This window comes from Microcoleus sp. w1-18aA5, from assembly GCF_036701705.1.
Lineage (GTDB): Bacteria > Cyanobacteriota > Cyanobacteriia > Cyanobacteriales > Microcoleaceae > Microcoleus.
The window spans coordinates 22,395-33,907 of sequence record NZ_JAUPTE010000070.1 but is presented as its reverse complement, the minus strand read 5'-3'; the positions used below and the strand labels follow the sequence as shown (position 1 = coordinate 33,907).

Below are 11,513 nucleotides of genomic sequence, written 5' to 3'. Positions count from 1 at the left end.
TTATGGATGTATGAAAACAAAAAAAACAGTATAGATGACCGAATAGTAAGTTTAACACAACCACACATCCGCCCGATAGTTAGAGGAAAAGCCGGGAAATCCGTCGAATTTGGGGCAAAGCTGTCAGCGAGTTGTCGTAATGGCTATGTATTTCTAGACCGGATTAGTTGGGATAATTTTAACGAGTCTGTAGACTTAAAGAAACAAGTAGAAGAATTTAAACGGTTCACGGGATTCTATCCTGAATCAATTCATGTAGATCGAATTTATCGAACCAGAGAAAATCGAGCGTGGTGCAAAGAAAGAGGGATTAGAATGAGTGGTCCCCCTCTAGGAAGGCCCCCGACAAATATCAGCAAGTCAACGAAAAAACAGGCTCAGTCAGACGAGAGAATTCGTAACTCAATTGAGGGAAAATTTGGAGAAGCTAAAAGAAGATTTAGTCTTGGTAGAGTGATGGCTAAACTTTCTAATACTTCTGGTACAGCCATCGCCATAACTTTTCTAGTAATGAATCTTTCCTCCCTGCTACGGCAGGCTTTTTGGCTTTTTTCTGTCTATTTTAGAACAAACAGCTTTTTTCAGGTTTTCTACCTTTACTGATTAGCAAAAATCATGTTTACTGAATAAAAGTTGAATAAAACTTATCTCGTCAAGGCGATCTCGAATTCACTCATTTTTCGCAATGCTGTTTTCTGACTTTTTCAGCAAGCCCTAAGTATTCTGCAATTTCTAAAATTTCCGGATATCGAGCGATAATTTTCATTTTAATAAAAACATCTTTGACATCCTTGCTTAAATCTATATACTTCATCTCTTCATAAGTTAATATTTGAGAAGCTGCAGATTTGTTAACGAGTTTAATGGCGCTATTAATGTATTCTAATAATTCTCTTTCAATAAAATAAGTATACCTAGGCATACACTGTTGGATATCTTTTATATTTTGCTTTATTTTTTCTGTCTGATTAGCTATTACCTTCTTATTAGAGCTAACTTTACCACCAATTCCTCTCGATACGTAGCCCTCTATCAAAGCATTATCATTCCAATCTGTCCAGACTCTTGCTCTTGAAATAGTTTTACTTGTCAGACCTTTTAAAGGTAGCCATAAAAATAAGATGAGATTTCCTTTACTGTCAGAACATAACTCTGCACAGAATTTACTGGTCTTACTGTTGCCATTTCCATACTTAATACTACCACTATCACTAATTTCTTGCATTCGTTTATCAAAGCAGAGAATTTTATCCCTAATTTTCAATATTTCTTGCTGTTGACTAAGCTCACACTGGCTTAATAGTTTTATAAATGCTTTAGGTGGAATCGGTATATTATCAGCGCTTTCTTTTTGCTGGTGAACAATTTCTACTTGTGACATCTGTTCAGTATCTACATCTTTCAGTTGTAAATTTAAGTTGTCCTCAAAAAAAACGATCGCAAATTGCAAAAACTGAAAAAATAGCCCGTGATACTTCCTGGCTGTAAAATTATCCCTGTGAAATTTCGGCGTAATTGCTATTAAGCGAACCGGTCGATCGTAATCCACGCGATCGGCAAAAGGTTTGTGTTCCAACAAAGCATCGTAATAACGGGTTAACTGCTGAACGACATATCTATCTTCGCCGTTTTTCAACTCCAGGATAACTAACCGTTTATTCTCGTCCACCGCTATAATATCGCATCTTTGCTCGTTGACAGTGAATAGCCGCTTGATGATTGTCAAACCGAGCAAACTTTGCAAGTGAACTTCGACAAAATCCTCTAAGGCTTCTTCACTTGCAAATTCCCACCCCGACCCTGTTTTCCTCAATGCGGCGCTGCTTAGCATTTTGACAATTCTTAAAGTCTTTAACCAATTTTACCACTAATGTCTGTAGCCCGCTAGGGTTTAAATAAACCCCGATCGCCCTGACAGCTTCCCAGCCATCCCGCAACAAAATCGCTTTTAAGTTGGAGCGCTATAATAGTAACTATTCGACACTCCCATCTCTTGACAAATTATTAAAGATATGTTCCTCAGTGAAAGCGATCGCACTACCATTCGCTCAGTCGTAGAACAGCAACTGCAAGCATTTCAAAAAGACGATGCTGCTGGGGCTTTTGCCTTCGCCAGTCCCGGAATTCAGCAGCAGTTTCGCACAGCCGAAAACTTTATGCACATGGTAAAAATTGCCTATCAAGCTGTCTACCGTCCGCGCTCGGTATTATTTGAAAACCTCGCCACTGTAGAAGGAATTCCCGCTCAGCCGGTGCTGTTGCTGGACTCGGAAGGCATCCCAATCCGAGCCATTTATCTCATGGAAAAACAGTTTGATAATAGTTGGCGAATTAATGGCTGTTATTTGGTTTCCATAACAGCATAATAAGTTATTATTACTTTTATGCTCAGCTTTTTTTGCTAACTCGCAGCATCTTATTCCCGCCTTTTTGAAACTCATAAGGAGCCTCTTGAATTTCTACACTAAAACTTCTCTTTTTCAATTCTGTGATAATCGGGTTTAAGTGATCGGATTCCTCCCCGCTAAAACTCTGCAATAGAGGGAATACCCGGACTTCCTTCGCAACCCGACACATTTCTGTAATTGCTTCCAAATGAAATTCTTCGGAAAGTAGGTGAGAATAAGCAAATAAGAAATGGCTGCACAAAGCTAAATCGAATTTACCGTTCTCGAAAGGCAAAACAGGCAGCTCAGCAGTTATGTAGCGGCCTTGCTGTAAGCCTGATGGAAAATCTTCTAAAAATTCCTGCATCGCCTTCATTCGCACTTCGCCTAGCTGGTACGGCGATTCAAAATTGTTCCACAGGTAGCCGTCTAAATTGGCTTTAACACCGTCAATGACAGTTTGATATGTTTCTTGGATGCGATCGCCAATTTCCACCGCAGTAAACTGATAAACTGGATCGCAAGAAATTACCTTGTTACCTTGGCGAGTCATTTCCGCATTGAAACTCGCCGGGCCGCCCGCACAATCAAGAATTGCTAGCTTGAGGTCACTTGAGGTCAAGCTAAACATTCCTATGTATTCATCCAAGCAGCGCCCCCAGGGAATTACTTTATCCAATTTTAGTGACACTTGTCTTTGTCCTGCAGATAGAATTATCTAATATTTTACCTCAAATCAGGGCGGTTTTTTCCTATCTCCTTTCTTCGGCGGGTTGATTTGTATGCGGACTTATGTATGAAAAATTTTGCTCAAACGAGATCCTAATCCTGACAACAGTTGGCGGGCTTTACACTTTCTTTACAAACAAGGCACAAAATAGTTAAGTACGATCGTACAATTTTTATGCTTGCACCTGTGGATTTTGCAGCACAGCGAGGCTACACTGGACAGCAGGGAAAATAAACTAAAATCCACTAGCTAAATTGCTCTTGTTCATTGGCAGGCTGCAACCAGGGAAGAAAGATGAAACATACCATTCAAACCGCTACAAGTCTGAGTTTGTCAGCACTCCTGGTGCTATTGAGTTCGCTGCCCAGTAGAGCTCAGTTACCTGCCGTCAGAACTCCTGCGCCCGCTAGGAACCCAAACCAACCGAGAGTACCGCCGCCACCTCCGGGTTCGAGTTTGCCGCCGATCGGCAATTCTGGTTCGCTGACACCAGAAGCAGCTTATACTTTAGGCCCGGGCGATCGCATTGCTTTAGATATCTTCGGCGTCCCTGAATTCAGCAGAGAATATCAAGTGTTAGTTGATGGGACGCTCAATTTGCCAATTATTCGCAGCGTATCAATTCAAGGGTTGACGCTGCAACAAGCCGCTAATGTGATTACCCAGCGATACGAACCCTTCATCAATGTTCCCGTTGTTACCGTGACTGTGATCGTCGCTCGCCCCCTAAATATAGGTCTTGCGGGTGAAGTTACTCGCCCGGGTTCCTACAAGATTAATCCCACTAGAGAAGGAGGAGGAGTAAAATTCCCGACTTTGATGGAAATGCTGCAACTTGCACAAGGGGTGACATCAGCAGGAGATATGCGAAATGTCCAAATTCGTCGTTCCAACAGAGGCGGGCCGGAGCAAGTTACTAATGTTGATTTGCAGGATTTTTTAGACACGGGAAATTTGCGTCAAGATGTCACGATTCGAGATGGAGATACAATTTTTGTACCGACAGCAAGGGCCCTGAATACTCAAGAAGTTCGCCAAAGAGCCAGTGCTAATTTTTCCGCTGATATTACTAAACCAATTGGTGTGGTAATTGTCGGGGAAGTAAACCGGCCGGGGCCTTATACTGTATTTGCTTCGGATGTGCGATCGAGCAACCAACAAACAGAGTTGAGTTTTGTAGCTATCGACCAACAGCAAGGAGCAGTTGTAGGCTTACCAACAATAACTAGAGCATTGAAAATTGCTGGTGGTATCACTACAGAAGCTGACATTCGCCGCGTGCAAATCCGCCGCCGAGTCAGAGGTGGCAATGAACAAACTATCATGGTAAATCTGTGGGATTTGCTGCAAAAAGGCGACGCAACTCAAGATATTTTGCTGCAAGAAGGAGATAGCGTAATTATCCCGACAGCAGCTACTGTAGACTTAGCGGAAGTTTCTCAAGTCGCAAATAGCAGTTTTTCTCCGAACGCGATTAGCATCAATATTGTAGGAGAAGTAATTAGGCCTGGGGCTTTGCAGGTGCGGCCTAGTACATCCCTGCACCAAGCTTTGCTGACGGCGGGCAGTTTCAATCAATTGCGGGCTAAAAAAGACAAGGTAGAACTATTGCGATTGAACCCCAACGGTACTGTTTCTCGCCGCACGATCGAGGTAGATTTTGCTCAAGGGTTGAATCCTAATAATAACCCTACTCTCCGCAACGACGATGTGATTCTGGTAGCGCGATCGGGCTATGCTAGGGTAGGAGATAATATCAACAGTTTTTTGCAGCCAATAACAGGAGTTGCAAGTGGGATCAGCGCTGTTAGCGGCGTTTTTACTGGGTTTCAAGCAACTATCAACGCTTTTCAAAACTTATTTTTGGGAGGCGATTTTGAGCGGCGAAATCAGCTCAGACAGATTCGCGAACAACGTCAAGACAGACAAGAGCAACGTGAAGACAGACTGCTAGAAAGAGAGCTACAACGTGAAGAAAGACAGCGGCAAGCTGAAGACAGATTGCTGCAACTTGAAGACAGACGCTTGCAACTCGAAGACAGACAGCGGCAAATAGATCTTGAGAATCGGCAACTCGAGATCCAGCAGCAGCAACTTCAGCTCCAAAATCAGCAGCAGCAAATGCAGCCACAGCAAATTCAGCCAACTACTCCTTGATCAGACTCGGGCGTTGAAAGTTAGCCACCCTGTTTATGACTCGGCGGTTGAAACCGCTGCATAGAGTCATTCGATTTTAGATTTTAGATTTTAGATTTTTGATTGATCCCACGGATAAATTCGGGGGATTGTACTATCAAGAAATTCGCGGCGTTGCTGATTTACGGTATGAAACGCTAAATATGACTGTCATAGAAACCAGTATCCACACAGCTTTGGGATTTTAAAGTTTTTTTTCATACCCTGATTCAGCAACGCCACTATAAAGGTTCGATTGCCATGGTTCCCCTTTGTCCATTTCCCAAACTACATCAATCATGAGAAATTTTTTGTATTCGGGAAAATTAATCAACCTTTTGCCTGCAACAACTGCGGCTGCAAAACCTGATTTAATTTGCCACTGCGAAACCCCTCCAAATCCAAAGTCGCGTAAACAAAACCAAACTCTTGAAACACCGCGACTAATGCAGGCAAATCCGCATTTAACACAAACTGCTTAATCTCCTCTGCTGGTAACTCAATGCGGGCCGTATCTCCGTCCGATCGCACTCGCAAATTTTTCAGTCCCAACTGCCGCAAATAGCGTTCAGCGCGCCCCACTCTTTGCAACTTTCCCACGGTGATTTCTTCGCCGTAAGGAAAGCGCGAACTCAAACAAGGTTGAGCCGGTTTGTCCCACCAAGGCAAACCCAATTCTTTAGCCAACTGCCGCACTTCCAATTTAGTCATGCCTACTTCTGCTAAAGGCGATCGCGCGCCGCGTTCCTTCGCAGCCTGAATTCCGGGACGGTAATCCTTTAAATCGTCAGCATTAACCCCATCCACCACATAAGGATAACCCTTTGCTAGTGCTAGAGGTTTCAAAGTATCGTGCAGTTCGCTTTTGCAGAAATAGCAGCGGTTAACCGGGTTAGAAGTGTAATTTGGATTTGCCATTTCCTGAGTTTGTACTTCCTGGTGGGCAATCCCTATTTCTGCTGCTTGAATGCGCGCATCTTCTAAATCTTCTGGCAGTAAAGATGGGGAAACTGCCGTCACTGCCAAAGCGCGAGATCCCAACACATCAAAAGCGATTTTTGCCACCAAAGTGCTGTCAATTCCGCCGGAGTAGGCAATCAAAGCCCGTTCCATCTGTGCGAAAATATCTTTTAATTGTTCGAGTTTTTCTACTAACATAATTTCAACTTTTTGTGACAAACAGAGAAGTAAGAAAGCAAACTAAAGAAAGAAGGATGAAGAAAGCATATCTCGATCGGGTTCCCTTCTTCCCTCGAACCTCTTCCTTTTTCCGACTTGCATCGGACTTCTAATGCTATTCTGGATCGATACCGAGGGCTGCCAATCGAGCCAAAAGTTCTTGATTTCGCTGTCTTTCCTGTTCCAGCAGCGTCTCGGCTAACTCTTTGTCTTGCTGTTGGCGATCGGCTCGCTGGCGTTCATTTTCTGCCCGCAGGCGTTCATCTTCTGCCCGCAGGCGTTCATTTTCTGCCCTTTCTTCCGGCCACAAAAGCAGTTCTCCGCCCTCCGTCCACCAGCGCAGCCAATATCCCGTTCTACCTTCGCGAGTTCCCTGCCACACTCCCAGAAATAGATTTAATCCAGGTATTAAATAACGGCCGTTTTTATCAGGATTTTGATTGTCATAACGCTCGGATTCAAGCGCATAAACTTCTATTCTGCCTGTATGCGGTCGAAAAATGACATAGCGAGGAACTTTGATTACTTGTTCGTAAAAAAACCACTTACCGATTTCTTCTGTGTGTTCGACAGAGTATTCATCGCCGTAAGTAGCTGATAGAAATTCCATCACTACAAAAGGGACAGTTCCTTCGGTATGAGGGGTGTAACTACGGCGGGGATAGTTATGAGGCCAAGGTTGAACCGGCTGCACGTACATCCAGTCTGGGGCTTTGCAAATAGTGCGATCGTCCACAGCAGCGCACAAAGCAAAATTAGAAACTATTAGTGCGTCTTGCATTAGTTCCGGGGAATCCACTACAGACTGGCGCAAACCGTTAGCTAGCAAGGGATGGTCTATATCGTCTACAGGGTCGTCTGGTAGGATGAAATCATCGGGTAGCAGTGGCCAAGTAATCTTTAACTGCGATATCGGTTTGTGAATTATAGTAGTCATAAGTCACCTCATTTTACCAATAAAAGTTTGAGTTTTAGTCAAGATTGGCGATCGATAACCTTCTCTATATATTAGCGCTCTAAGTCGATAATAAAATTGTTTGTAGTGAGGATTTTAGTCTTCACTACAAACCATTACCCTAAAGGTGCGGAATGCGCGCTTTAAAATTCCCGGCGGGAAAATATGGCGATCGCAATTGACAGCAGCAGCACCACATACAGCAAACCGTAGCCAGCATCTGTAATCAAACCTGCCAAGTAAGGAACTTGTCCGTAAACAGCATCGTTTCTCAAATTGAATCTGGCTAAATCCGGCAAAACCAGATAAAGTCCCATCATCAATTGTTCAAGACCAGGATTTTTAGTTAACTTGCCCAAAGCCACTAAATCCCGCGTCGAATGTCCCATTAAATAAACGCCAAATGTCAGTAAAGTTGCCAACAGCGAACTGCTAAAAACCCCAAATAAAATCCCGACACCAGCCATCAGACACAGCTCAAACCAGATAAATAGCGAAGCGATTAAAATGCTTTCCAAAGGGAAAGGAATGCGGCTCAAACTCAGAATAGCCAGATAGATAACAGTCATTGCTGCTACAAGCACAGCCAGCACCGCCGACAGTCCTAAGTGCTTGCCCACAATTAACTCAGCCCGACTTATCGGCTTAGCAACTAACAGATAAACAGTGCGCTTTTCAATTTCTTTGTTGACCAATCCGGTAGCCACAAACACTGTGGCAATTAAACCGAGAATGCTCATAGCCGCTAAACCGATATCTAAAATAATTTTCTTTTCGGTTGTCGCCGCCAATTCCGGTATCAACCGTACCGAAGCGCCCATCAACAGAGCAAAAATAATAATTAAGTAAAGGATGCGATCGCGAATTACTTCCCAAAATACATTGGTCGCGACTGTCAAGATTCTTCTCAAATTCATCTAGTTATTAACCCACTGGAGACTTTCGCCATACTTTAGTGTAAGGAAGAGGGAAGAGGGAAGAGGGAAGAGGAAAGAAAGAGGATTTTTTTCATCTCAGACTCTCAGAATCTCCCACTCTTAGACTCTCCTACTCTCCCGCTATACCGATCGCAATTAGTTAACAGAGACCGAATCAAACTTGACTGTCCCCCGCCGTTCCATCTTTTTTCTGTCCGGGTTGAGAGCGTTTGATCGCATCACAGGTTACAGTCGCCCTATTGCCTATATTGAACACCTCGCAAGATTTGGTAAACGAATATATTTCCGGTCTAAAAACCAGCCCCAGCCAAGTTGCCTGCATCTCTAACTGATAGCGGGAATCTCCTTGGACGATCGAGGTTTTGACATCCCACCTCGCATCTTCTGCGACTACCCCAGTTGTTTTTAAGGCTTGATTCCGCAGAAAAAATCGCTCGTTGTCAATATCTATTAACATTTGCTCTACTTGCGCCCACGGTTTTGTGCGGGCTTCATTTCGCAGGTATCGCTCCATTTCATTGAGGATGACAACTCCTCGGGAGCGATTAATAGTTGGCTGTTGAAATGTCACCACATAATCGCTTTGCCTTAAATCCTGAGATAAAACACTCGGATACTGTTCTATCCAACCTTGAATTAAAAAGTGAAATGCAAACCAACAGGAAAAGAGCAGGTGAACTAGAGTGATCATCAAAAAATGAGGGCGCACCAACGACCTGATACCTTCCCGTTTCGACTCGCTATTCCAAATCTCTATTGTCGCCAGAACTACTACTGCTATAAGTGGGCCAGCTATCCATGCTATTTCCTTCCTATCCGACGGCAATCTTACCAGCAACCACAACCCAATTAAAATGCTTGTCACCCACGGACTCAGACTTACTCCTTTAATCACAAAAGGTTGCTGGCTGGTCAGCAAACCCATTGAAAGTGTAAAAAATAACCAGCTCATATCAAAAAGCAGAGTTCTCGTCCGCCAGTCAGTGACTGCCGCCACTGTCAGCAAAGCTAAAAAGATGCTGAGTAGTAAAGGAGTCTTCCAGTGGACAACTTTAGGCGGAATCATCGCCTTTTGGATTTTTTTATTGGTTTCCCAAAGGTTGTTCGTCAGCTTAGTGAGTTGCTGAGTGACATCTAAAAATTGCTTCATCATAAATTTCAATAGACGCTTTGCAAAAACAACACGGTTAAAATAACGATATTGCTAACAGTGTGGGCGATTAAAATCCCCCCAAACTGGGTAGTTACTTGAAAAGTTTTTTTTGGAGGACGGCGGGTGAGGGTTGGTGGTCCTAAAAACTGAGGTTTGGAAGCTTTTTTATTGCCGGAAACCATGTTTTCTATGAATTCTAATCCCTGCCATTTAGCTAGAAATGTGACTGCCAATACTGAGAGTGCTATCATAGTTATTGGAGCGTAAACATTATCCCCACGTCCTAATAAAATATAACCGATAAGCTGTTCCCGCAATTCTTTGCTAAGAACGCTTTCAATGCCGAAGAAAACTAACCAGCCTACGCAAGTGCAAGATAGATTGAGGATGGCTGTATATTCAATGCTGGTTTTGGGGCCGAGTTTAAGTAGTTTTTGCAAAAACCACGATTCGATCGCGATCGCCAAAAACATAATTAAAATTTGCACCAAAACAGTCCGAAATGGGAAAACACTCGCAATCATAAGCCTTTAGGTATATCAGTCCGTGTTAAATTTTAATTGTACAGCACAAGCGGAAGAATCTTAACCGGAGGTTTGAGCACCTGATTCCGTTAGATCGCTGCTTAAAAGATTGGGGGTTAGAAGTTATCGTATAATCTGTTGAGATCCGCCAAAAGAATGGAAAAATTAAACATTCAAGGCGCGCGATCGAATACCCACCCCGCTACAGACTCAAACAACTGCTGATTATGGTAAGGAATGGCATTGGTATTCGGACAGCCTCATCCCGGTCGGAACGCGCCGCGGGTCAGATTCACGTCTACGACGGCGCTGGTAAAGGCAAGTCTCAGGCAGCTTTGGGAGTAGTGTTGCGGTCGATCGGGCTGGGTATCAATTCTGACTCGCCCACACGAGTCTTGTTGCTGCGCTTTCTCAAAGGCCCCGGCCGCTCCTACGACGAAGACGGAGCAATAGAAGCCTTGCAACGGGCATTTCCGCACTTGATCGACCAAGTGCGAACCGGCAGAGCCGAATATTTTGGGACCGAAGCAATCACCCGCTTCGATCGCGCCGAAGCTCAGCGAGGCTGGGATATCGCCAAAGGAGCGATCGCCAGCGAGCTCTATTCCGTCGTGGTACTAGACGAACTAAACCCCGTATTGGACTTGGGTTTGCTGCCAGTTGACGAAGTAGTCCAAACCCTCAAAAACAAACCAGAATATTTAGAAGTCATCGCCACAGGTCGAGCGGCCCCGGAAGCTTTGCTGGAGATTGCCGACTTACACTCAGAAATGAAGCCCCACTATCACCCCGCAGCGGCAGACCATCATATTTCGGGTATCGAAATATACACCGGAGCGGGGAAAGGCAAGTCTACGAGCGCTTTGGGCAAAGCTTTGCAGGCAATAGGTAGGGGTATCAGTCAAGACCAATCTCACCGGGTGTTAATCGTGCAATGGCTCAAAGGTGGCAGCGGTTATACAGAAGATGCGGCGATCGCAGCCTTGCGGCAAAGCTACCCGCAGCTAGTAGACCACCAGCGGTGCGGCCGAGATGCTATAGTTTGGCGGGGGCAACAGCAAGAGCTAGACTGCATAGAAGCAGAACGCGGCTGGGAAATCGCCAAATGTGCGATCGCCAGCGGCTGGTACAAAACGATTATTCTCGACGAACTCAATCCCACAGTAGACTTAGAACTGCTGCCGGTAGAGCCGATCGTCGAAGCCCTGCTACGCAAGCCGCGGGATACAGAAATTATTATCACCGGGCGCTGCCACAAACCCCACGCTTACTTTGACTTGGCAAGCGTACACTCCGAGGTATACTGTCACAAACACTACGGCGATCGGGGCGTAGAACTAAAGCGGGGCGTAGACTTTTAAAGCCCGGAGCGGTACCGAGTTCAATCCGGGCCAGAATTATTAAATGACGGCCCTGCCTGGAAAACCGGAAATTGCCACAAAGCCTTGTTACCAAGTAAAAATCTCCCAATT

At 44.5% G+C, this 11,513-nt stretch carries 12 protein-coding genes; 5 read left to right on the top strand and 7 right to left on the bottom strand.

What is annotated here, in order from left to right; genetic code table 11:
• On the top strand, positions 1-603 hold a 603-nt coding region (locus Q5691_RS21505; protein WP_333346881.1), incomplete at its 5' end, for a transposase.
• A 70-nt stretch (positions 604-673) separates the two neighbouring features.
• Here Q5691_RS21505 and Q5691_RS21500 read toward each other — a convergent pair.
• Entirely contained in the window at positions 674-1,831 is a 1,158-nt protein-coding gene (locus Q5691_RS21500) for an endonuclease NucS domain-containing protein (RefSeq protein ID WP_333346878.1), read from the bottom strand.
• A 181-nt stretch (positions 1,832-2,012) separates the two neighbouring features.
• On the opposite strand from Q5691_RS21500, the gene Q5691_RS21495 reads away from it, so the two are divergent.
• Complete coding sequence (locus Q5691_RS21495; RefSeq protein ID WP_333346874.1) at positions 2,013-2,366, top strand: DUF4864 domain-containing protein; 354 nt, start codon at positions 2,013-2,015, stop codon at positions 2,364-2,366.
• Positions 2,367-2,388: 22 nt separating this feature from the next.
• On the opposite strand, the gene Q5691_RS21490 is transcribed toward Q5691_RS21495, so the two are convergent.
• Entirely contained in the window at positions 2,389-3,078 is a 690-nt protein-coding gene (locus tag Q5691_RS21490; RefSeq protein WP_333346871.1) for a class I SAM-dependent methyltransferase, read from the bottom strand.
• Between the two features lie 333 nt (positions 3,079-3,411).
• On the opposite strand from Q5691_RS21490, the gene Q5691_RS21485 reads away from it, so the two are divergent.
• Both Q5691_RS21485 and Q5691_RS21480 read left to right on the top strand, forming a co-directional pair.
• Entirely contained in the window at positions 3,412-5,274 is a 1,863-nt protein-coding gene (locus tag Q5691_RS21485; RefSeq protein ID WP_333209592.1) for a polysaccharide biosynthesis/export family protein, read from the top strand.
• Between the two features lie 98 nt (positions 5,275-5,372).
• Positions 5,373-5,501 (top strand): hypothetical protein, encoded by a 129-nt coding sequence (locus Q5691_RS21480; RefSeq protein WP_333209590.1) that lies wholly within the window; start codon positions 5,373-5,375, stop codon positions 5,499-5,501.
• 121 nt (positions 5,502-5,622) lie between these two features.
• Here Q5691_RS21480 and larE read toward each other — a convergent pair whose 3' ends face one another.
• The 5 genes from larE to fraC form a co-directional block, all read right to left on the bottom strand.
• Entirely contained in the window at positions 5,623-6,450 is an 828-nt protein-coding gene (gene larE, locus Q5691_RS21475; protein ID WP_333209588.1) for an ATP-dependent sacrificial sulfur transferase LarE, read from the bottom strand.
• A 136-nt stretch (positions 6,451-6,586) separates the two neighbouring features.
• Positions 6,587-7,408, bottom strand: coding sequence for a Uma2 family endonuclease (locus Q5691_RS21470; protein ID WP_333346868.1), 822 nt, complete (start codon positions 7,406-7,408; stop codon positions 6,587-6,589).
• A 161-nt stretch (positions 7,409-7,569) separates the two neighbouring features.
• Positions 7,570-8,343 carry an ABC transporter permease gene (locus Q5691_RS21465; protein WP_333209584.1) on the bottom strand — a complete coding sequence of 258 codons (774 nt, stop codon included), beginning with the start codon at positions 8,341-8,343 and terminating at the stop codon, positions 7,570-7,572.
• 175 nt (positions 8,344-8,518) lie between these two features.
• The gene (locus Q5691_RS21460) at positions 8,519-9,517 is read right to left on the bottom strand and encodes a DUF5357 family protein (protein ID WP_333209582.1); all 999 of its coding nucleotides are present in this window, start codon (positions 9,515-9,517) and stop codon (positions 8,519-8,521) included.
• A gap of 5 nt (positions 9,518-9,522) precedes the next feature.
• Positions 9,523-10,041, bottom strand: coding sequence for a filament integrity protein FraC (gene fraC / locus Q5691_RS21455; protein ID WP_333142471.1), 519 nt, complete (start codon positions 10,039-10,041; stop codon positions 9,523-9,525).
• 227 nt (positions 10,042-10,268) lie between these two features.
• Between fraC and Q5691_RS21450 the strand changes: the two genes are divergently transcribed.
• Positions 10,269-11,402 carry a cob(I)yrinic acid a,c-diamide adenosyltransferase gene (locus Q5691_RS21450; protein WP_333209580.1) on the top strand — a complete coding sequence of 378 codons (1,134 nt, stop codon included), beginning with the start codon at positions 10,269-10,271 and terminating at the stop codon, positions 11,400-11,402.
• Positions 11,403-11,513 lie beyond the last annotated feature (111 nt).